Annotated in this window: 19 protein-coding genes; 14 read left to right on the top strand and 5 right to left on the bottom strand. The window is 59.1% G+C overall.

Going from position 1 to position 22298, the window contains the following annotated elements:
• Positions 1 to 23 precede the first annotated feature (23 nt).
• A complete protein-coding gene (locus tag BUE15_RS03855) occupies positions 24 to 797 on the top strand; it encodes a DUF2490 domain-containing protein (RefSeq protein WP_084548798.1) in 774 nt (257 codons plus the stop codon).
• Between the two features lie 11 nt (positions 798 to 808).
• Here BUE15_RS03855 and BUE15_RS03850 read toward each other — a convergent pair whose 3' ends face one another.
• The 3 genes from BUE15_RS03850 to BUE15_RS21260 all read right to left on the bottom strand — a co-directional run bounded on the left by BUE15_RS03850 (position 809) and on the right by BUE15_RS21260 (position 4519).
• Positions 809 to 1648, bottom strand: coding sequence for an FRG domain-containing protein (locus BUE15_RS03850; protein WP_073281375.1), 840 nt, complete (start codon positions 1646 to 1648; stop codon positions 809 to 811).
• Between the two features lie 112 nt (positions 1649 to 1760).
• Positions 1761 to 2606 (bottom strand): oxidoreductase, encoded by an 846-nt coding sequence (locus BUE15_RS03845; protein ID WP_084548797.1) that lies wholly within the window; start codon positions 2604 to 2606, stop codon positions 1761 to 1763.
• A gap of 110 nt (positions 2607 to 2716) precedes the next feature.
• Positions 2717 to 4519, bottom strand: coding sequence for a T9SS type A sorting domain-containing protein (locus BUE15_RS21260; RefSeq protein WP_139252112.1), 1803 nt, complete (start codon positions 4517 to 4519; stop codon positions 2717 to 2719).
• A gap of 17 nt (positions 4520 to 4536) precedes the next feature.
• On the opposite strand from BUE15_RS21260, the gene guaB reads away from it, so the two are divergent.
• The 8 genes from guaB (at position 4537) to BUE15_RS03800 (ending at position 14944) form a co-directional block, all read left to right on the top strand.
• Positions 4537 to 6009, top strand: coding sequence for an IMP dehydrogenase (gene guaB, locus BUE15_RS03835; protein WP_073281373.1), 1473 nt, complete (start codon positions 4537 to 4539; stop codon positions 6007 to 6009).
• A 202-nt stretch (positions 6010 to 6211) separates the two neighbouring features.
• Complete coding sequence (locus BUE15_RS03830; RefSeq protein WP_084548795.1) at positions 6212 to 8311, top strand: PP2C family protein-serine/threonine phosphatase; 2100 nt, start codon at positions 6212 to 6214, stop codon at positions 8309 to 8311.
• Between the two features lie 14 nt (positions 8312 to 8325).
• Positions 8326 to 8655, top strand: a complete 330-nt coding sequence (locus BUE15_RS03825; RefSeq protein ID WP_073281371.1) for an STAS domain-containing protein — start codon at positions 8326 to 8328, stop codon at positions 8653 to 8655.
• A 31-nt stretch (positions 8656 to 8686) separates the two neighbouring features.
• The gene (locus BUE15_RS03820; RefSeq protein WP_073281370.1) at positions 8687 to 9097 is read left to right on the top strand and encodes an ATP-binding protein; all 411 of its coding nucleotides are present in this window, start codon (positions 8687 to 8689) and stop codon (positions 9095 to 9097) included.
• A 260-nt stretch (positions 9098 to 9357) separates the two neighbouring features.
• On the top strand, positions 9358 to 11670 hold the full coding sequence (locus tag BUE15_RS03815; protein ID WP_073281369.1) for a peptidylprolyl isomerase: 2313 nt from the start codon (positions 9358 to 9360) through the stop codon (positions 11668 to 11670).
• 263 nt (positions 11671 to 11933) lie between these two features.
• The gene (locus BUE15_RS03810) at positions 11934 to 13322 is read left to right on the top strand and encodes a peptidylprolyl isomerase (protein ID WP_073281500.1); all 1389 of its coding nucleotides are present in this window, start codon (positions 11934 to 11936) and stop codon (positions 13320 to 13322) included.
• Positions 13323 to 13423: 101 nt separating this feature from the next.
• A complete protein-coding gene (locus tag BUE15_RS03805; RefSeq protein WP_073281368.1) occupies positions 13424 to 14389 on the top strand; it encodes an AAA family ATPase in 966 nt (321 codons plus the stop codon).
• A 117-nt stretch (positions 14390 to 14506) separates the two neighbouring features.
• Positions 14507 to 14944, top strand: coding sequence for a hypothetical protein (locus BUE15_RS03800; RefSeq protein ID WP_073281367.1), 438 nt, complete (start codon positions 14507 to 14509; stop codon positions 14942 to 14944).
• A 121-nt stretch (positions 14945 to 15065) separates the two neighbouring features.
• On the opposite strand, the gene BUE15_RS03795 is transcribed toward BUE15_RS03800, so the two are convergent.
• Positions 15066 to 15956, bottom strand: coding sequence for an SDR family NAD(P)-dependent oxidoreductase (locus tag BUE15_RS03795; RefSeq protein WP_073281366.1), 891 nt, complete (start codon positions 15954 to 15956; stop codon positions 15066 to 15068).
• A 179-nt stretch (positions 15957 to 16135) separates the two neighbouring features.
• On the opposite strand from BUE15_RS03795, the gene BUE15_RS03790 reads away from it, so the two are divergent.
• The gene (locus BUE15_RS03790) at positions 16136 to 16708 is read left to right on the top strand and encodes a GNAT family N-acetyltransferase (RefSeq protein ID WP_073281365.1); all 573 of its coding nucleotides are present in this window, start codon (positions 16136 to 16138) and stop codon (positions 16706 to 16708) included.
• A gap of 12 nt (positions 16709 to 16720) precedes the next feature.
• Here the strand turns inward: BUE15_RS03790 and BUE15_RS03785 are convergent, their stop codons facing one another.
• Positions 16721 to 17878, bottom strand: a complete 1158-nt coding sequence (locus BUE15_RS03785) for a hypothetical protein (protein ID WP_139252111.1) — start codon at positions 17876 to 17878, stop codon at positions 16721 to 16723.
• Between the two features lie 287 nt (positions 17879 to 18165).
• Here BUE15_RS03785 and recA point away from each other — a divergent pair, with 287 nt between their 5' ends.
• The 4 genes from recA (at position 18166) to BUE15_RS03765 (ending at position 22269) form a co-directional block, all read left to right on the top strand.
• The gene (recA, locus tag BUE15_RS03780; protein WP_073281497.1) at positions 18166 to 19203 is read left to right on the top strand and encodes a recombinase RecA; all 1038 of its coding nucleotides are present in this window, start codon (positions 18166 to 18168) and stop codon (positions 19201 to 19203) included.
• Between the two features lie 201 nt (positions 19204 to 19404).
• On the top strand, positions 19405 to 20196 hold the full coding sequence (locus BUE15_RS03775) for a DUF3108 domain-containing protein (RefSeq protein ID WP_244535868.1): 792 nt from the start codon (positions 19405 to 19407) through the stop codon (positions 20194 to 20196).
• A gap of 177 nt (positions 20197 to 20373) precedes the next feature.
• Entirely contained in the window at positions 20374 to 21075 is a 702-nt protein-coding gene (locus BUE15_RS03770; RefSeq protein ID WP_073281363.1) for a response regulator, read from the top strand.
• Positions 21076 to 21171: 96 nt separating this feature from the next.
• Complete coding sequence (locus BUE15_RS03765) at positions 21172 to 22269, top strand: sensor histidine kinase (RefSeq protein ID WP_073281362.1); 1098 nt, start codon at positions 21172 to 21174, stop codon at positions 22267 to 22269.
• Positions 22270 to 22298: the final 29 nt, after the last annotated feature.

The following is a 22298-nucleotide window of genomic DNA, read 5'->3' as shown; positions in this document are numbered from 1 at the left end:
TTCTCACCCACAGTATTTTGCTTTTGCGCTTTCTTCCCGCCGCCACCGCCCTGTTTCTAGCCACCACCCTAGGAGCACAGGCCCAGACTACCCCCACCCGCATAAACGACCACAATGCCCACACCTGGCTGATGTTTTTCAGTGACGCCCGCCTGACGGAACGGTGGGGCGTGCACACGGAAGCGCAGCTTCGCCGTAGCGAGGTGCTGGCCGGCGCCCAGCAGGAGTTTGTACGAGCAGGCCTCAACTATTACGCGGGCTCCCGCCTGATGCTCACGGGCGGCTACGCCTATGCCCTCACCCATCCGTATGGCGAGTATCCGGCGGCCAGCCGCTTTCCCGAGCACCGTATCTACCAGCAGGTACTGCTCCGCGACGCGCTGGGCCGGGTACAGATTGCGCACCGCTACCGGCAGGAGCAGCGCTGGCTGCGCCGCCCCGGCAACGACCAGTTTACGTACCTCAATCGCACCCGCTACCAGCTGCGCCTGATGCTGCCGCTCAACAGTACCGGCCAGCTGCAGCCCAAAACGCCTTATGTAGTAGCGGCTAATGAGGTGTTCGTGAACTTCGGGCGCAACGTAGCCAACAACATTTTCGACCAGAACCGTGCTTCCCTGGCCCTGGGCTACCAGTTTTCCAAGTCTACATCACTGGAAGTGGGCTACCTGCACCAGCTGGTGCAGCAGGGCAACGGCACGGTGTTCGAAAACAACCACACGCTGCAGATTGGCCTGAACTTCAACCCCGATTTTCGGCGGCAGGCCGATCCGCTGCCCGTGCCGGCCAGCGAATAAACCGGCCTGATCTAGCCGGAAATCTGGTCGTTGAGGAGGTCGGCGGCGCTTTGGCCGGGCGTGGGCGTGTAGTGGCGGTGCAGCCAGCGGCTCAGGCCTCCGAGGCCCGGAAACAGCACCCGCTCGGTAATGCCCGCCTGGTCGAGCTTGTCGCGGACTTCCCACTTGAGCCGGGCCGGAATGATGATGCGGAAATACAGCTCCGGGTGCTGCGCCATCCACTCGTGCAGCGTGTTCTGCGCTGTGTTAATCAGCGAAAACAGGGCGTACTGGTGCACAATGCGCGCATCCAGGGAAGGCGGCTCCAGAAACAGCAGAAACGGTTCCCGCTGCAGCAGCTCCAGGTCGCGCAGCGTGCTGCACAGCGGCTCCAGCAGCTCCGGCGTAAACACGTTGGAGCCTTCCGAGCGCAGCGCTTCCCGCAGGCTGGGCGGCAGGAACTCGGCAGCCTTCACGTAGTCGATGGCCCAGATAACGCCCGGCTGGTCGTAGGCCTCCAGGTCGTCGGTGGCGAAGTGCAGGGCCACGTAGGGTGAGTACGTCCAGTCGAGCATGCGGGTGGGCAGGCCGTGGTGCTGGGCCAGGGCCAGCCAGTTCCAGACTGAGGTGCCGGGCTGGCTGAAGTCGCGGGCGTACTTGCGGAAATTGCGCAGCAAATGGTTTTCCAGCAGGTGATATTCGCCACCGAGCCGTTGCAGGCTGGTGGTCAGTGGCCAGGATTCGGAGCGCAGCCCCCGGTACACAAACGGCGAGCGAAACCGGCCGATGCGCCCGTCCCAGGTCCCCTGAAACAGGGCCTGCTGCAAATCGGTCCAGGAAGTTACTTCAAGGTCGTTGGGAGTGGCGGGCACAGGGCAGGCGTTAGGTGGTGGGCAGGCAAGATACGCAGGCGGCGCACCAAAAGGGGCAGCCACGCTCTGCTAAAGCGCAACTGCCCCAGTTAGTTTTTTCCTGCTGCTACGCCTACTCGCCGGCCGGGAAATCAGCGGAGTCGCCGAGGTCGGCCACCTGCTCCAGCTCTTTCACAAGGGCCGTAAATTTCTCGCGGGCCCCTTTCACAGCGGCTTTGCCGAGGGGCAGGTGCAGCGGCGGATTTTCCTGGCGCACCAGCTCAAACATGATTTTGGCAGCGCGCTGCGGGTCGCCGGGCTGCCGGCCGCTGTAGCCCTGAATGCCTTTCAGGTTTTCGCCCACCGTGGCACGGTAGTCCTCAATGGCGGTATCGGCGTAGGTGGCCGAGCTGCCGGCCCACTCCGTACGGAAGCCGCTGGGCTCGATATTGGTGACCTTGATGCCGAGCGGGGCCACCTGCTGGCTCAGGCTTTCGCCAATGGCTTCCAGGGCAAACTTGCTGGCATTGTACACGCCCACGCCGGGAAACGTTTTCAGGCCCCCGATGCTGGTGATGTTGAGCACGTGGCCGCTGCGCCGCTCGCGCAGGTGGGGCAGCACGGCCCGCAGCACGTGCAGCGGCCCGAACACGTTCACGTCGAACTGGCGCTGCACTTCCTTGGCGTCAATTTCCTCGATGCTGCCCAAGGAGCCGTAGCCGGCATTGTTCACGATGACATCGAGGTGGCCGAAATGCTGAATGGCGTCCTGAATGCCCTGCTTCACCTGCGCTTCGTCGGTTACTTCTACCACGAAGCCGCGGCCGTTTTCGCCGGCTTTCTTCGTGAATTCGTCGGCTTGCTCCTGCTTGCGGAAAGTGGCGGCTACTTTGTCGCCCTGGCGGAGGCAGTACTCGGCCAGCTCTTTGCCAAAACCGGTGCTGACGCCGGTAATAAACCAATGTTTGGTGGTTGCCATGTGCTGAGTGTGGTTGAGATGGAGAGAAGCCGCGCTGCTAATGCCGGCGGCTGGCAGGTGTAACTCCCGAAGCTGGCGGATGGTTTTCGCCTAACACAGCCCCGGGTACCTTATTCGATTACAACGCCACGCGTCAGTATTTCTGTCGCCGTTTGCACCTGCACTACGTAGCGACCAGCAGCCAGCCCAGTTATACTCATGGCCGCTTTGCCTACAGCCAATGGTTGCGTGCGCACTACCTGACCCAGCGTATTTAGCAGCCGGACGGTGCCTTTGGCAGTAGCAGGCAGCTCAATGCGCAGTGGCTGCTGGGTAGAAGCCGGATTGGGATAAACGGCGAGGCTGGGGTTATTGGCTTGGGCGCGGGTGGAAAGCGGCATATTGTCTTGCAGGTGCAATAGCGCACAATCATTTTTACCACGACTAGTTAGACTATTAGAGCCGAAACGAACATTTCCTGAAAAAGTAATACCTATTGCCAACTTGCCATTTCCCGTATGAACGAGTCCAGTGACATACTTAATACCTGTTCCACCTCCCTGCGCTGCCCATAATACGTTGCCTATACTGTCATGGCGCAGAACTAAAAAATCGTCACCTACTGCAGTTAATATTTGAGAGCCAAACGCCAAGGTTGCGTTGAAGTTTATTAAGCTGTACAGTGTTCCGTTCGGAGCAACTACTAGATTCCCCAGTGACTCATTGCCACTGCCACCTATATTTCTCGCCCATAAAACATTTCCTTGGGCGTCGCAATGCAATAGAAAACCGTCAGTTCCTCCTTGGCTGGCAAGGGTTTGCGCGCCCATATATGACGTATTCTCAAACCCTCCGCTCAAATACATTTCTCCATTCGCCTCTATGATTATTCCATCAACATAATCACGACCAGTTCCGCCATAGGTCTTTACCCATGTCTCAACTCCTTGGGGAGAATACTTTGCTAAAAATCCATCTTGCCCTCCATAGCCAATAGCTCCGACTGTCCCGAATAGGGCGCTTGAGCCAAACTCACCTATGAGGTAGATATTGTTTGAAATGTCAGTCTTAATATGCAGTGGTGAATCATCTAAAGGCCCCCCTGCACTCTTTACCCACACAAGGTCTCCTTGAGCGGTGTACTTAGCCAAAAATATATCTTCTCCGCCAGCACTGGTGAAGCTATTCCCTGCAAATAGGGTGGTACCGCTGTAATATCCTGATATTATAACATTCCCCGCATTATCAACAGCTAAATCCATACCCCGATTATAGTTGTCGTCGCCAGCTTGGCGAACCCACAAGAAATTACCAGCGGCATCGTATTTAGCCAGAAAGACCCTTGTGTTGTAACCTGGACAGATCAATGGTTCATTCTCAATAGCAAGAAAACCAGAATAAATCCCTAGCACGTATACATTACCCTGTGCATCAGCCGCTACAGCGAAACCCACTCCAACAGCACCAGTACCACCAGGGAATAAATGAGAGGTGTGCTTAGCCCATACAGGAGTACCTTGTGCGTCATATTTTATCACATACATCGATTCACAAGTACTACTAATGGTAATACCACCAACCTGTAATGAGCCAATAAAATTACCTGTTTGGTAAATGTTGCCTTGAGCGTCAGTAGCTATATCAAAGCTGCTACTAATATCCAAACCGCCTACTTGTTGCGCTGAAAGCCAAGAAGGCAATGTTTGTGCTTGGGCAGCAGCTAACGATAGACCTAGCCATAAGATAATCAGCGCTATAGGGCAAATAAAGGAATGCGTCATGATTATGCTATTTGGATGAAGGATAAATGCGTTAACAATATTCGTTAAATGCTTACTGAGTGCCAAGCTATTTTCCACACAGGCTGAAATACAACCGTCCGATAACACATAACCCAACTTTCCGCCGTAGCTTTGTCCGGCAATAAGTAGCACCTAATCCTCTTGTTGCCATGGCCGACTACGCTGCCAAAATTGCCTTCGAGGCGCTAACCTACGACGACGTCCTGCTGCTGCCCGGTTATTCGGAAGTACTGCCCCGCGACGCCGACCCGAGCGCCCAGCTCACCCGCAACATCCGGCTCAAGCTCCCCTTCGTTTCGGCGGCCATGGACACCGTGACCGAAGCCGAAATGGCCATTGCCATGGCCCAGGAAGGCGGCATCGGCATCATCCATAAGAACATGAGCATCCGGGCGCAGGCCGAGCTGGTGCGCCGCGTGAAACGTTCGGAAAGCGGCATGATCCTCGACCCGTTTACGCTGGAGGAAACCGCCACCCTCGCCGACGCCAAGAAGCTGATGCGCACCCACAACATCGGGGGCATTCCGATTGTGGACGAGCAGCGCCGCCTGAAAGGCATCCTCACCAACCGCGACCTGCGCTTCGAAAAGGACATGACCCGCTCCGTAGCAGAGGTGATGACGGCCTCGCCCCTCGTGACGGCCGCCGCCGGCACCGAGCTGACGGCTGCCGAAGACATCCTGCAGGACTCGAAAGTGGAAAAGCTGCCGGTGGTGGATACCGGCGGCCGCCTCGTGGGCCTCATCACCTATAAGGACATCCGGAAGCGCCGCCGCACGCCCAATGCCTGCAAAGACGAATTCGGCCGCCTGCGCGTAGGCGCCGCCGTGGGCGTTACGGCTGATTTACTGGACCGCGTGGCCGCGCTGGTAGAAGCCGGCGTGGACGTGGTGAGCGTAGATACGGCCCACGGCCACAGCAAAGGCGTACTCGATGCCGTGCGCAACCTCAAGCAGCAGTACCCCAACCTGGAAGTAATTGCCGGCAACGTGGCCACTGCCGAAGGGGCCCGTGCCCTCGCTGATGCCGGCGCCGACGCCGTGAAAGTGGGGGTAGGTCCGGGTTCCATCTGCACCACCCGCATCATTGCCGGTATTGGCGTGCCGCAGCTGTCGGCGGTGATGGAGGCGGCCCGCGGCCTAGAAGGAACCGGCGTGCCCCTCATTGCCGACGGCGGCATCAAGTTTTCCGGCGACGTGGTGAAGGCGCTGGCAGCCGGGGCTTCTACTATTATGGTCGGCTCGCTGCTGGCGGGCACCGAAGAAGCGCCCGGCGAAGTGACCCTGTTCGAGGGCCGCAAATACAAGAGCTACCGTGGCATGGGCTCGGTGGAGGCTATGGAAGACGGCTCGAAGGACCGTTACTTCCAGGATGCCGAGGACGACGTAAAGAAGCTGGTGCCCGAAGGCATTGTGGGCCGCGTAGCCTACAAAGGCTTGGCCTCCGAGGTACTATTCCAGCTGGCCGGTGGCCTGCGGGCCGGCATGGGCTACTGCGGCGCGCCTACTATTGAGGTGCTGCAAACAGCCCGCTTTGTGCGCATCACCGGGGCCGGCCTGCGCGAGTCGCACCCCCACGACGTGCAGATTACGCAGGAAGCACCCAACTACAGCAGCAAGTAGCCTGACAGCTAGGGCGCTGCAGAAGTGAATGTGGCAGTAGCAGAGTCGGTGGGCCGCCACCATTCTGCTGCTGCCACTTTTTCTATGTTGGGCGTGGGGCTTCTTTTCATTTCTCACATTAGAATACCTGTTTATCTTAGCGGTCCGTTTTGCCCCTGCGCTTATTGTTTTCGCGGAACCCAGGGGACACCATTCCGCTTCTATGTCCTTTCGCCACCGATTAAAAGCCATACTGTTTCCGCTGAGCCTGCTCAGCTGGGTGCTGCTGTTGCTTAGCACGCTCAGCAACACGCAAGGCAATGCAGCCGGCTGGCTGGGTGGCCCCTGGCCTACCTGGGTTACGCTGCTGGCGCAGGCTCTTTTCGCGGCCAGCGTATTCGTGTACCAGCGCGGCCGCACCGAGCCGCTCATCGGCAACGACTTTGTGGGCATGATGCGCCGCCTGGTGCTGGGGCCGGGCATGCTGGCTACCGCCTGCGTCGGCTTGCACCTTATTGAGCGGGTACTGCAGTACGAGCTGCCTACTAACGACCGGACGCTCTTCGCCGTTATCTACACCATCAACCTGGGCCTGTTCGTTGTCTTTCTGGCCAACACCAACTATTCCTGGCGCAGTCTGGTGCTGTTCAGAGCCAGTTCGCGCATTCAGCGGGAGTGGGTGTGGTTTGAGGTGCTGCTGGGCAGTACGCTGCTGTTTCGCCTGCTCGACTGGGTGCCCCCGCACCCGATTGATTACATAATCATGGGCAGCCTGGGGACATTTGGCGTGTATCTGAGCGGCAACCAGCAATGGGTGGCGTATCTGAGCCGCCGCCAGAAGTGGGAAGCCGTGCTGCTGCAGATTGCCATTCTGCTCTCGATGGCCGTGTTTGTGTCCTACTTCCTGCGCATAGAGCACGACCCCAAGCTGGTAGCGCCGGCTCCGCAGCACGCCTTCTTGTTGCTGACCGTGTTTTTCGGTGCCTTCTACGCGTTTATGGGCCTGATGGTAACCTTGTTCAACCTGCCTACGGCCGGCGTATTTGAGCAGAAGCGCGAGGAAATTCTGAGCCTGCAGCGCCTCACGCAGCTCATCCAGCGCGGGCAGAGCGAAAACGAGGTGTACGGCATGCTCTTCGACTCAGCGGTGCAGACCGTGGATGCCGATGCGGCCTGGATTATGCTGGAAAATGAGGCAGGCGTCCGCGAAGGGCAGTCGTATCAGGTGTCGCCGGAACAGAGCGCGGCGGTGCGCAACCTGCTGCAGGAGCACAACCTGCACCATATCGAATACCTCAACAACGACCTGAAGGCCAGCAGCGGCTTCCGCGAACTGAATCTACCCTACGGCTCGCTCATTGTGATGCCTCTGCGCTCGGCCAAACGCCGCTACGGTGCCCTCTACATGCTCAAGCAGGCGCGCCAGGGCTTCGACCGCGAGAACCTGAGCATTCTGCAGACCTTCGCCAGCCAGACGGTGCTGAGCATCGAGAATCTGAACCTAATGAACGTGTCGCTGGAAAACCAGCGTGTGCAGGAAGAGCTTAAGATTGCCTCGATAGTCCAGGACAGCCTCATCCCCAAGAACCTGCCCATCGACAGCTGGTTCGACATCAGCTCCTATGCGGCCTCGGCCAAAGAAGTAGGCGGCGACTTCTACGACTTTCTGCACTTGCCGGGCCGCCGGCTGGCCATTCTCATCGGCGACGTGAGCGGCAAAGGCGTAACGGCGGCTTTCCACGTGGCCCAGATGAAAGGCATTTTCCACGCTCTGATGCAGGAGAATCCGCTGGCCAAGTCGGAGCGCGACAAGTTTCCGGTGCCCAGCCGTTTTATGTCGCAGGCCAACCACGCCCTAGCCCGCTGCCTGGAGAAATCGGCTTTCATCACCGCCTCGCTCTACATCATTGACTATGAGAATGGTGGCTTCGTATTTGCGCGGGCCGGGCATTGTCATACGCTCTACTATCACTCCATAAAAGAGGAAGTGTCCTATTTCCAGACGGCTGGGCTGGGGCTGGGCATCATCCGGAACGAGAGCTACGAAAAGCACATCAAGAACCAGTTCTACGATTATAATCCGGGCGATGTAATGGTAATTTACACCGACGGTATCGTGGAGGCCCGCAACGCGGCGCAGCAAGAGTATGGCGAGGAAAGGCTGCACCAGATGCTGGAAAGAACCTATTACCTCGACGCTGACGAGATAAAGCAGCAGATTCTGGAGGACCTGGGGCAGTTCAGCCACGGGCAGCCCATGCACGACGACCAGACGCTGCTGGTTGTCAAGTTTAAGTCGGCTCAACCTGGCCTCAACAACTGACGTACTGTGGAACTATGAAAATAACGCAACACGCTTCCGCCAATACTCTTACGCTAACCCTTGATGGTGAGCTGGATGCCAGTTCTTCGGTTCTTCTGGACGCTGAGCTTGCCAAGCCCGAAACGCTGAAGTTTGAGAAGGTACTTATCGACTGCCAGCGGCTGAACTATATTTCCTCGGCCGGCTTGGGTGTGTTCATTTCGCATCTGCAGCAGTTCCAGGACGCCGGCGTGAAGCTGGTATTCTTCAACATGCAGGATAAAGTGCACAACGTATTCGAAATTCTAGGCCTCGACGCACTCATGACTATAGTGCCTTCTGAAGCCGAGGCCACCGCTTTTTAATTACTTGTCGGTTTTCGACAGGGCCCGCAGGATGAAAAACGCACTCCGGATCAGCTGTAGCCGCCGCAACCTAAAGGTTGTGCGTGACTTCGTGACGGAATACCTGACGGCCTACCAGCTTCCGGATCTGCAGCTCAACCAGATTGTATTGGCCGTAGACGAGGTAGTAGCCAACCTGATTATTCACGCCAACTCCGAGGATGAGTCGCAGCATCTGGATCTGGCGTTGGATGTTCGCAACAAGCAGTTTGGCATCGAAATCTTCGATGATGCCACCAGTTCTTACGCCCCGGCCACCTACCACGACCCCGACCTGCAGGAGTACATCCGGCAGGGCCGCAAAGGCGGGGTGGGCATGGCGCTGGTCAACCGCATCATGGACCGGGTAGAGTTCAGCACCCAAGGCAACCGCAACGTCTGCCGCCTCTACAAGCAGCTCTGACACCGCGTTGCCGGTGCGCCGGTGCCGGCCAGCACGCTGGCATTCCGAGCACCTTACCAAAGCCCTGACCCTCAGTTCTGACGGTCAGGGCTTTTGCATTACGGCTCTCCCAATCGGCCGCTATATAGCGCTTGGGGCTTCTGTTCTGGCTGCAGGGTGCCCAACCCCCGAAAAAAATCCGTAAAATTGCATCAGGCAGTATGCTACGCCTGGCCCGGCCGGGGAGCAACAGCCGCGCATTGCAGTTTCTTATCTATTGTATGCACAAACGCTTTTTGTACGCCGGCACCGCCGCCGTAGCGCTGCTGGCAGCCTGCCAGTCCACCAAACCCACCACCGCTTCCAAGCAGCCTGTCATTGAAACGCTGGGTACCACGCCGGTACCCGCCGGGGAGTTTGCTTACGTGTACCGCAAAAACAACGCTACAGCGCCGGAGTTTGGCACCCGCGCCAGCGTGCAGGAGTACCTGGACCTGTACACCAACTTCAAGCTGAAAGTGCTGGAAGCCGAACAGCGCGGCCTCGATACCACGCAGGCCTTCAAGCGCGAGCTGGACGGCTACAAGCAGCAGCTGGCCCAGCCCTACCTCACCGAGAAGAGCGTGACGGACCAGTTGGTGCGTGAAGCCTACGAACGGATGGGCAAAGAGGTGAATGCCTCGCACATCCTGATTCGGATGGCGCCGGATGCAGAACCCAAAGACACGATGGCCGCCTACCAGAAAACGGTGGCGCTCCGCCAGCGCGTGAGCGGCAACGAAGACTTCGAGCAGGTAGCCCGCGAGGTAAGTGAAGACCCATCTGCCCGCGAAAACGGGGGGCGCCTGGGCTACTTCACGGCTATGCAGATGGTGTATCCGTTTGAGTCAGCAGCCTTCAAAACGCAGGTAGGACAAGTGTCGCAGCCGGTACGCACGCGTTTCGGCTACCACCTCATCAAGGTCAACGACATTCGGCCGGCGCAGGGCGAAATCAAGGTGGCTCACCTCATGATTCGCTCCACGCCCGGCATGCCCAAGGCCGACTCCGTAACGGCCAAGAAGAAGATCGACGAGCTGCACAACCGCCTCACCCAGCGCAAAGAGCCCTGGGACAAGCTGGTAGCGCAATTTTCGGAGGATGCGGGTTCGGCAGCCAACGGCGGCGAATTGCCGCCCTTCGGTACGGGCCGCATGATTCCGAGCTTCGAGGAAGTGGCGTTCAAACTCAGCACGCCCGGCCAGATTTCGCAGCCCGTGCAGACGCCCTACGGCTGGCACATCATCAAGCTGCTTGAAAAGCAACCGGTTCCGACGTTTGAGGCCATGGAGCCCACGCTGAAAAGCAAAGTAGCCAAGGACTCCCGCTCGGAACTCAACAAAGCTGCCTTCCTGAAGCGCATCCGCACCGAAAACCAGTTCACCGAAAACCAGTCGGCCAAGGATTACGTGCTGGGCAAAGCGGATACTTCCTTGGTGAATGGCCGCTTCAAGTACACTGCTCCGGCAGCGCCGGCCGCAACCGGCAAAAACAACAAGAAGGCCGAAGGCGACGCGCAGATCCTGTTTACTATAAAGGGCAAGCCGTACACCGTAGCCGACTTCCTGACCTACGCTCAACAGAACCAGCGGGCCCGTGCCGGCGCCGAGCCGCGCTTCGTGGCCCAACAGCTCTACGACCAGTACGTGGAGCAAAGCCTGACCAACTTCGAAAAGGAGAACCTGGAAGGCAAATACGAGGACTACCGCATGCTGGTGAAGGAGTACCGCGACGGTATTCTGCTGTTCCAGCTTATGGATGAGAAAGTGTGGAGCAAGGCCATTGAGGACACGGTGGGCCTGCAGAAGTACTTCACCGAAAACCAGAGCAAGTACCAGTGGGACACCCGCGTGCAGGGTACGGTCATCAGCGCGGCCTCACCGGAGCTGCTGGCCAAAGCCAAGCAGCAGCTGAAAGTGGGCCGCTACGACATGCCCCGCCTGGCTCCCCTGCCGGCTGGCTACATGCCCGGCACCGATAAGCTCCTGAAAGGCGCGAAGCTGAACCTCGACCGGCTAGCCAGCGTGATGCAGGCTGACACGACCACAAGCGTAACCCTGACCGGCCGCGCCAAAAAGGGCGAAGCCGCTACTATGGCACGCCGCCGCGCTGCCGCTGCCGCTGCTTATCTCACCTCCAAAGGCGTGCCGGCCAGCCGCATCAAGCAAACCACGCAGGCCAAAGCGTCCACCGATATTTCTACCCTGCAGTCGGTGAGCAGCACCAGCCTGACGGCGCTGGAAGAGCTCCTGAACGCCCAGAACCCGCTGTCGGTGCAAATCACGCAGCGCGCTTTTGCCAAAGGCGACAACAAAGTGGTTGACGAGCTGCTGACCCGCGGCCCCGGCTCCTACGATGTACAGAAGGACGGCCGTTTCTACAATGTCATGATTGATAAAGTGCTGCCCGCCGGCCCCAAAACGCTGGCCGAAGCCCGCGGCCAGGCCACTTCCGACTTCCAGAACTATCTGGAGAAAGAATGGATTGCCCAGCTGCGCGCTAAATACCCGGTACAGGTCAACCAGGCCGAGGTAGATAAGCTGGTCACCAAATAAGGCTTCAGTGCCTCTGAAACCGTGCTAAAAAGCCCCGGCTCCGGCCGGGGCTTTTTGTTGGCCGGCCCGAAATTCAGGGTTGGCGCACAAGCATGCAACGCCGCTTCCCTTTTCCGGCTCTGTATTCGTGCCCGGCCGCACTGCGTTGTTTTTGCCGGAGAAAGGATTTATGTTGAAATTTACCGGCCGCTTTGTGCGTTCAGCCAAGTGCCGGGGTGGGCAGTGCCGTTTGGGCCGCGCCCGCCGTACCTATTGAAGAATCCATGACTCATTTCCTTCGTTTGCCGAAGCAGGCCGCCTGGCTGACCGCCATGCTGCTGGTTACTACCATTACGTCCGGGTTTGCCCAGCTCGGTATTGGCCGCCCCGTCGGCCGCCAGATTGTTGATGGCATCATCGCCAAGATTGACAACCAGATTGTGTTGCGTTCTGAGCTGGAAGTCATTTATGCTCAGGAAGTAGCGCGTGCCGAAGGCAAGCTGCTGCCGCCCAACCTGCAGTGCCGCATTCTGCAAAGCCTGGCCCTCAACAAGCTGCTGCTCGCCAAAGCCGAAACCGACTCGGTGATAGTGGAAGACGCGCAGGTGAAAAACGAGCTGGACCGCCGCATGAACTACTTCGCGCAGCAGATCGGCTCGGAGAAAAAGCTGGAGGAGTATTACAACAAGCCTATCAAGCAGCTCAAGGAAGACCTCCGGCCGCAGGTGCGCGAGCAGCTGACCCAGCAGAAAATGCAGGATCAGATTTCGGGCAAAGTAACCGTGACGCCCCGCGAGGTGCGCCAGTTCTTCAGCCGCATTCCCAAAGACAGCCTCCCCTACTATTCCACCGAAGTTGAGGTTGGCCAGATCATCAAGTTCGCTAAGGTAAACTCGTCGTCGAAGCAGGCGGCGCAGGCCCAGCTCAACGACCTGCGCGCCCGGATTCAGGCGGGCGAGAGTTTCGAGGAGCTGGCCAAGCAGTATTCGCAGGACCCCGGCTCGGGGGCGCAGGGCGGCTACCTGGGTTTCTTTGGACGCAAGGAGCTGGTGCCGGAGTACGAAGCCGCCGCGCTGCGGCTGGAGCCCGGCCAGTTGTCGCCAGTGGTAGAGTCGCAGTTTGGCTTTCACCTGATTCAGCTGATTGAGCGCAAAGGCGACAAGTACAGCACGCGCCACATCCTCATCAAGCCCGCAACCGGTGCCACCGATGCCAACGAATCGGCGAAGGAGCTGGCCAAGCTGCGCCGCCGTATTCTGGCCGACAGCGTCACGTTTGCGAAGGCTGCCAAGGATAACTCCGACGACAAGCAGACCGGCGCCAACGGCGGCCTGCTCCAGAACCGCGAGGATGGCAGTTCCTATCTGCCGCTCGACAAGCTGGACCCGGCCATCTTCTTCACCATTGACACGATGAAGGTGGGCAACATCACACCGCCCATGCCCTACCGCACCGACGACGGCAAGGACGCCGTGCGCATCATCTGGCTGAAGTCGAATACGCCACCGCACCAGGCCAACTTCAAGGACGACTACCAGAAACTGGCTGCCGCCGCCCTGGCCGAGAAAAAGAACAAAGCCCTTGATGAGTGGTTTCAGCAGAACCGCGGCAGCGTTTACATTGAGGTAGACCCGCAGTATGCCGACTGCAAGCTGCTGGACATGACCAACTAATGCTGGCTGGCTTTCAGCAAACGGCTGCATGGCTTGCGTAAGTCATGCAGCCGTTTGCTGAAAGACGTATCTATCCCCTATCAGCCACTAACCTTCCCAGAATGCGCACATATTCCTCCGACAAAGAAGCCGCCGACGCGCTGGCCCACTCCTATCAGGCCCTGCGGCAGGAAATCGGCAAGGTTATCATCGGGCAGGACGAGGTAGTGAAGCTGGTGCTGACGGCCGTGTTTTCGCAGGGCCACTGCCTGCTGGTAGGTGTGCCGGGCCTGGCCAAAACGCTGCTCATCCAGACCATTGCCGACTCGCTGGATCTGTCGTTCAACCGGGTGCAGTTCACGCCCGACCTGATGCCCAGCGACATTGTGGGCTCGGAAACCATGAACCAGCAGCGCGACTTCCACTTCGTGCCAGGTCCGATTTTCGCCAACATCGTGCTGGCCGACGAAATCAACCGGACGCCCCCCAAGACGCAGGCGGCGCTGCTGGAAAGCATGCAGGAATACGCCGTGACGGTGGCCGGCAAACGCTACCCGCTGCAGCGCCCGTTCTTTGTGCTGGCCACTCAGAACCCAATTGAGCAGGAAGGCACCTATCCGCTGCCGGAAGCGCAACTCGACCGGTTCATGTTCAACATTGAGCTGGGCTACCCCAGCTACGAGGCGGAGCTGCAAATCGTAAAGAACACCACTTCCGACACCAAGCCGACGGTGAGCAAGATTCTGCACGCCGACGAGATTCAGGCGTTCCAGCACTTAGTTCGTCGTGTGCCCGTTGCCGATAACGTGGTGGAATACGCCGTGAGCCTCGTGCACAAAACCCGCCCGGGCACCGACCGTGGCGCGGCCCGCGCTACGCAGCTGCTGGAATGGGGAGCCGGCCCACGCGCCTCGCAGCACCTGATTGTGGGTGCCAAGTGCAATGCGCTGCTCAACGGCAAATACTCGCCTGACATTGAAGACGTGAAAGCCGTGGCCCTCCCGATTCTGCGCCACCGGCTGGTGCGCAACTTCAAGGCTGAAGCCGAAGGCGTGACCGTCGAGCAGATTGTCAGAGAGCTGCTGTAGCGCCCGGCTTCAACGTCATTTCGGGCCGCGCCAGCTTGCTACTGGCCGTCCCAGGATTCCTAACTCAGCGTGCGCGCCTGGTTTCGGCCCGCCCGGCACATTTCAACTCCCAACCTCATGGAAGCTTCTGCTTACTACCAACAATTCGAGCGCAACATCGACATCATTTTTGATGCGCTGCAGGTCGGCCTCAATCTGCGCACTACGGCCCTGGCTACCTCACTGCCACTGGAAATTTACGTGCTGTGCGAAGTGCTGAACCAGGGCGGCGCCGAATTTCGGCTTACGAGCGAAGGTGTGGCGCGGGTAGCCGAGTTTATGGAACAGTTTCAGCCGCGCAAAGCCGAAACGCAGGCCATTATGGCCCGCCTGCTCCAAGACCAGCGCGCGGTAATGCGCACCCCCGAAGGCCGCGTGCTGACCAAGGAAATGCTGATCCGCCGCCTCGAGTATTTCAACGAGGCAGCCCGCCAGATGAACGTGATGCGCACCCAGCAGGCCCTCGGCAGCCCCGACCAGCACAAGTCCGGCATTGGCGCCGCACTGCAGAAATAGCACCTTTTATCAGGCGTTACTGCCTGTCTCGAAGCTTTACAACAAAAGCGGCTTGCCTACTGGCAAGCCGCTTTTGTTGTCAGGTGATACATCTGCCTATAGCATCAAGGATGCGGGCGAGTTAATTGCTGGTCATGGTGCCGGCGGCTTCTTCGCGCATGTTGGCGTGGCCGTCCTTGGCATGACTTAGGCGCAGCTCTCCGGTAGGCTGCTGCTTCAGGTGCGCCGGCACTTCCTCGCCGGGCAGGCTCTTGGAAAGCGTCACGCCACCATCCACGAAGTACGTTGCGCCCGTCACGTAGCTGGCTTCATCAGAGGCAAGGAACAGGTACACGTTGGCTACCTCTTCGGGGGTGCCGCGGCGGCCCAGCGGCACGCCGTTGACGGTATTCTTTTCCATTTTGCTGTCCATGGGGCCGGTTTCCTTATGCGTCCAGGCCGTGTCGATGGGGCCGGGCCCTACGCAGTTCACCCGCACGCCGTGCTTGGCCTGCTCCACGGCCAGCCCGCGCGAAAAGGTCATCACCCAGGCTTTGGTGCCGCCATAGGGCGTAATCATGGGGGAGCCCATTTGCCCGGCTTCGGAGCCCGCCGACACAATATTGCCCTTGCTTTTCTGCAGGTATGGCAGCGCGGCCCGGCTCATCATAAACACCGTGTAGATGTTGTTTTTCACCATGTACTCAAACGCCTCTACCGGATATTTGTCGAGCTCGGCGGTGGCCGGAAATACGCCGGCGTTGTTTATCAGGATATCCAGCTTGCCGAAGTCGTCGAGGGCTAATTGCACGCATTCCTCCGCGTTGGCTTCTACCGATACGTCGCCGAGGTAGCCCACGGCACGGCCGCCGCTGGCCTGAATTTCGTCTACCACCTTACGCACCGGGTCGCTGGGCAGCCCGCACACTACTACGGAGGCACCCTCCGCCGCGAATTTCTTGCTGATGGCTTCGCCTATACCTGCGCCGCCGCCCGTCACGATGGCCACTTTGCCTTGCAGTCGTCCTTTCATGTTGCCGTAAAATTTAGTTGGATAGAAAGCCTGCGCAGAAGCCGGTAAGCCGGCACCGGGCAGGAAATCAGACTAAACGGCACCCTTACGGGCAAGTTGCGGCCGGGCTACAGCAGAACCCGCCAATTCAGCCTTCGCCCGGCTTCTATGCGTAGAGGTGCAGGCCAGCACCCCAAATCATGTACGCTTCTTTCCTGCCACCCGCCGCGCCGCCAGTATCTCCTCTGCTCACGGAGCGCCTCACCCTCCGCCCCTACCAGGCCACCGACGAGGCTGCATTTTTCGCGCTGCTCGACCAGAACCGGCGGCGGCTGCAACAGGCATTTCCCTCACGGGTTGCGGCCGTGCAGACGCCACCCGATGCCGGCCGGGTACTGGCCCAGTTTGCGCAGGACTGGCGCACCGGCCGCCTCTATGTGTTTGGCATTTGGCATACGGCTACCGGCTCTTACCTCGGCGACATCAGCCTGCGCCCCTCGTGGCAAAAGCCCATCAGTGCTGAAATAGGCTACTACCTGGGAGCTGAGGCGGAGGGCCGCGGGTATGCCCGCGAAGCGCTGGCGGCAGCCGTGCAGTTTGGTTTTGGGCAGCATGTGCAGGCGGCCAGCCTCACGCTTCGCTGCCGCCGCGACAACCCGCGCAGCATGGCCGTGGCCGAGCACGCCGGCTTCCAGCCACTTACTACCCGGCGGCGCCTGTGGGCCCTGCGCACCGGCGACCATGATATTGTGCAGTTCCGGCTGGAGCGGTAACGCGGGCCGATGCTACTCTACACCTTTGCGCAGCGTAGTCAGCAGGAAGCTCTGGTTGAAATTGAAATACAGCGCAAAGGAGAAGTCGAACAGACCGTTATTGAGGTCGTAGAGCGGCTCGAAACGGGTGGTCATCGTTAGGTTGCCGGGCAGCCGGTAGTCTTTCAGAAAGCGCACGATAAGCAGCTGCCGGTCTTTTTCCAGATACTGCGGGTCGCTGACGGAGTTGGAGATGGACCGGTACAGCTTGCCGCCCAGTGGCGAGATATAGCCGTTGCCGCGCCAGTACGCTACCTGCACGTTGGACAGGCGCGTATCTACGCCGCCGTTCAGATACAGCCCCGTACCGGTCCGGTAAGGCAGCTGGTAGGTGAAGGAGTAGTCGTGAAAGTAGGTAGCGTAGGCATCGAGGTGCACGGCCTGAAAAAAGCGGGACGCCAGCGGCTTGCGCACCCGCACGCCGCTGGCCACATTGAACAGCGTCTGCAGCGGGGTCGAGACGGTATCAATCTGCCCGCCCTGGTGCGTGGCCGTGAACTGGAACGGCACCCGCAGCAGCCAGTCCGTCGAGTCGCCGAGCACGGTAGCCTCGGCCGCCAGTCCGCCGGCCACCTCTTCCTGGAAGTTACTGAACCGGTACTGCTGCCGCTGCCAGTCTACCCACGCATCCAGGTTCAGGCGCGGCTTCTGCAGCTTGTACTGTACGCCTTCTTCCAGCCGGTTGGTTATCACCCGCTCGAAATCAAACATCGGCTCGATGTAGCCGTGGTGCAAGTTGCCTTCGATATTGCCGAACAGAATACTGTGCGGGCCGTTCTGGTACTTCACCGTCAGCAAGGGCCGCACCTGCCGCAGGCGAGGGGTGCCGTAGTCTTTCCACAGAAAAATGCCGGCCTCCACCCGCAGGTTGGCGCTTGGGAAGTACACCAGCCGGGGCAGCAGCTGCGCTCCGAAATAGGTCCGGCCGTCTTCCAGCTTATTGAAATACTCGTTGTCCTTATTGAAAAGAAAGGCCTGCACATCCAGCCGCATCTGCCGCTCATACTGCGGCCCCACCACCAGCGGATGCATAAATGCGCGATTATCGAGCTGTGCCAGCACCGGCGTGGTTCTGCCCAGCCAGCCTACCAGCGTCAGTATCAGGACGGTAGAAATACGTCCGTTTGCCAAATATTTTAGCATGAAAAAATCATCCCCGATTCAACGAATTTTTTTAGCATTGCGGGCACAAAATATAGGCCAGCTGCGTTACCACTAGCCGACCCGAAAAGTACCTGTCGGCGTGGTTTTGTGCGGCCCTCTTCGGGTTGTATGAGCCACCAAAAACGCCTACATTCACCAAACCTAAGCATTTCCTAACAACCCCCATTCTAATGGCTGCAACCACCACGGACAAAGCGGACAAGGCTGAAAAAACGAGCAATCCCTCCACGTTCAGCAACGCCAACGCGGAGAAGATGAAAGCCCTCCAGCTCACCCTGGACAAGCTCGACAAAGCGTACGGCAAAGGCACCGTCATGAAACTGAGCGACAACAAGGTGATGGATGTGGAAGTCATCAGCACCGGCTCGCTTGGCCTCGACATTGCGCTGGGTGTGGGCGGACTGCCTAAGGGCCGCGTCGTAGAAATATACGGCCCGGAATCGTCGGGTAAAACCACCCTCACGATGCACTGCATCGCCGAAGCCCAGAAGAAGGGCGGCGTCGCGGCCTTCATCGACGCAGAACACGCCTTCGACCCGCTGTACGCCAAGAAACTTGGCATCGACACCGAAAACCTGCTCATCGCTCAGCCCGACAATGGCGAGCAAGCTCTTGAAATTGCCGACCAGCTGATTTCCAGCGGCGCTATTGATATCATCGTCATTGACTCAGTAGCGGCTCTGGTGCCGAAAGGCGAACTGGAAGGCGACATGGGCGACTCGAAAGTGGGCTTGCACGCCCGCCTCATGTCACAGGCACTGCGCAAGCTCACCGGTACCATCAACAAAACCGGCTGCTGCTGCATCTTCATCAACCAGCTGCGCGAGAAAATCGGCGTGATGTTCGGCTCGCCCGAAACCACGACCGGTGGTAACGCCCTGAAATTCTACGCGTCGGTCCGTCTCGACATCCGTCGGATTGGCCAGATCAAGGAAGACAAGGACAACGTGACCGGCAACCGCACCAAAGTGAAAGTGGTGAAGAACAAGGTAGCGCCGCCCTTCAAGGTGATTGAGTTCGACATCATCTACAACGAAGGCATCAGCAAAGTCGGCGAAATCCTGGACCTGGGCGTGGACATGGGCATCATTGCCAAGTCGGGCTCGTGGTTCTCGTACAACGGCGACCGTCTCGGCCAGGGCCGTGAGGGCGTGAAAACCATCCTGCAGGACAACCCCGAACTGGCCGACAAAATCGAAGCGCAGATCCGGGCCATGGTGAAAGGCGAGCCGGAGGCCGCGCTGGCCGCCATTCCCGAAGACCGCAGCCTCGACGACGACGACACGCTGTAGGAAGCCCTTGCCGGATTCAGTCCGCAATTTGAGAGCCTCCCCGGTTATTCCGGGGAGGCTTTTTCATTGTTGGTTTCGTATACTCAGGCTCCCACTCATTCACAGTATATTTGCTGGCACCGCTTTTGTCTGGAGTGTCAGGAATTTACTTCCTGCTTTTTCATCGTTATGAACCGCCGCTGGCTTCTTTCTACTCTTCTTGTGCTACCGGCAATAGGCCTGCTGGCGTTTGGGCCCGCTGACACTCTCCGGTCGATTCCCAACCACAGCTTCACGTCGGGCGAGGTGCTGCAATACAAGGTGCACTACGGCTTGATTAACGCAGCGGAAGCCACCATTGAGGTCGACAACAGCCTGCACCGCATCAATGACCGGCTGTGCTACAAAGCCACCGTTACGGGCCGCACCACGGGCTCCTTCGATTTTTTCCTGCGTATCCGCGACACCTGGCGCTCCTACATCGACACGACCAGCATTGTGCCGCAGAAATTCTTCCGTAACATCGAGGAGAACAACTACCGCAAAAAGGAAACCGTGGACTTCGACCATGCCAGGGATATGGCGGAGGTAGAGAAGCGCGGCCGCGACAAAAACGACGTGAAGCGCGGCTCCTACAAAGTGCCCGACAACGTGCAGGACCTGGTCAGCGGCTTCTATTATCTGCGCACGCTCAACTACGACCAGCGCCGCGTGGGGGAGGTAATCAGGGTGCAGGGCTTCTTCGATGAGGAAGTATTCACGATGGAAGTAACCTACAGGGGCCGCGAAACGGTGCAAACCAAGGCGGGCGCCATCCGGGCCATCCGGCTGGTTCCGAAGATGCCCAGCAACAAGCTCTTCAAAGGTGAAAACGCCATATCCGTCTACCTCTCCGACGACCGCAACAAGGTTCCGGTCCTGATTCAGGCCGAAATGTTCGTGGGGGCCGTGAAAGTGGACATGTACAAATACCACGGCCTGAAAAACCGGCTGAACCTGGTGGCTCAGAACTAGCTCACCGCAAAGCGGCTCCTGTGGGAGCCGCTTTTTTGTTGCCGGCCAGGTTCAGCAGCCTGTTGGGTTGATGCGGCCTGTAGCCCGTAGCAGTTCACACAAACGTAACATGCCGGTGGCCCGCCCGGCGGTACTTTTGTCTTCGCGTACTCTGTTTTACCCCAAACTCCCAGCGCCGTGCAAGCACCTGCCAATCCCAACGCCTACAAGATTCTGGTGGTCGATGACGACCCTGATATCGTGGAACTTCTGGAGTACAACCTGCGCAAAGAAGGCTACACCGTAGCGTCGGCGCCGGACGGGCGCAAAGCCCTGGAGGTAGCCCCGCAGTTCGGCCCCGACATCGTGCTGCTTGACGTGATGATGCCGCACCTCGACGGCATTGCCACCTGCCGCCAGCTCCGCGACCAGCCGCGGTTCAAGGATACTTACATCATCTTTCTGACGGCCCGGGCCGAGGAGTTTTCGGAAGTGGCTGCCTTCGAGGCCGGCGCCGACGACTTTATTGCCAAGCCTATCAAGCCCCGGGCGCTGCTCAGCCGCCTGGCGGCCTTCGTGCGCCGCGACCGGGACCCGCTGTCGGTGCAGGACACCATCGAAATCAACGGCCTCAAAATCGACCGTACGGCGTTTTCCGTGTACCAAGCGGGCCGCAAGATTACGCTGCCCAAAAAGGAGTTTGAGCTGCTGGCGTTTCTGGCCGCCACCCCGCACAAAGTATTCGGCCGCGAAGAGCTGCTGCAGAATATCTGGGGCAACGACGTATTCGTGCTGGCCCGCACCGTGGACGTGCACGTGCGCAAAGTGCGCGAGAAAGTCGGCGACCACCACATCCAGACCATCAAAGGCGTCGGCTACAAGTTCAACACCGACAACTAACCCAATACCCCGTTGCAACCCGCCTGAATGTTGTGGCCGGCCGGCTCCTGCGTTCGGGCGGTGCTTTGTAAGGCGCGCTTCCACTTCCTTTAGGCCATGAAGCTTCCCGTTTCCTCCCGCACTATTGCCATCCTGCTTTCGCTGCTGATTGCAAGTGTGCTTACGGCGCTGGCCTGGCTGGGCCCCACCCTGCCGCTGCAGCAGGGCGTACTGGCCGCCGGCATCACTGTGGCCGCCTGCTTCCTGCTGCTCTACCTATTGTTTGAAGCCCTTATTTTCAGGGAGATAAATAATATTTACGCCAGTCTGGAGCATGTCAAGCGGAAGGAGTTTCGGCGCATGTCGAACAAGTTCCTGTTTCGGCCGGAGCCGCTCAAGCGCATCCGCGACGAAATTGTGGCCATGGCCCAGCGCAAGCAGCAGGAAATAGACGAGCTGAAGCGCCTGCAGGTCCTGCGCCGCGAGTTTCTGGCCGATGTATCGCACGAGCTGAAAACGCCCATTTTCGCCGCTCAAGGCTTCCTGCACACCGTTCTCGACGATGAGGACCTGGACAGTTTCACGCGCCAGAAGTTTCTGCGCAAAGCCGCTACCAGCCTCGATGCTCTCGACACGTTGGTACAGGACCTGGTCACCATTTCACAGCTGGAGAAAGGCGTGGTGCGCATGCGCCGCCAGACTTTCGACCTGGTAGAGCTGGTGCACGAAATCTTTGAGCAGCTGGAAAGGAAGGCCGCCCTGCGGCAGGTAAGCCTGGAGCTGGAACCGGCCGGCCTCTCCGGCAACGGCGCCCCGGTACTCGTACTGGCCGACCGCAACCGCATCCGGCAGGTTCTCATCAATCTCATCGACAACGCCATCAAATACGGGCGCGACAGCGGGCATGTGGTGGTGCGGTTGCAGGAAACCGGCAAGGCCGTGCGCCTCAGCGTCCGCGACGATGGCGAAGGCATCCCGAAGCAGCACCTGAACCGCATATTCGAGCGGTTCTACCGCATCGACAAAAGCCGCTCCCGCGAGTCCGGCGGTTCGGGGCTGGGGCTCTCCATCAGCAAGCACATTGTAGAGGCCCACAAGTCCAGCATTCAGGTGCAGAGCGAAATCGGGCAGGGCACCACGCTGGAGTTCAAGCTTCCCAAGCCCCGAAAGCCGCTGCCTGCAGCGCCCAAAAGTACCGGGCCGCACGCCGAGTAGCCGACGGCCTGGCAGCGGCAGCCACGCGC

This window comes from Hymenobacter psychrotolerans DSM 18569, from assembly GCF_900142395.1.
Taxonomy (GTDB): domain Bacteria; phylum Bacteroidota; class Bacteroidia; order Cytophagales; family Hymenobacteraceae; genus Hymenobacter; species Hymenobacter psychrotolerans.
The sequence above is the reverse complement of the archived record's forward strand: the minus strand, read 5'-3'. Positions and strand labels throughout refer to the sequence as shown.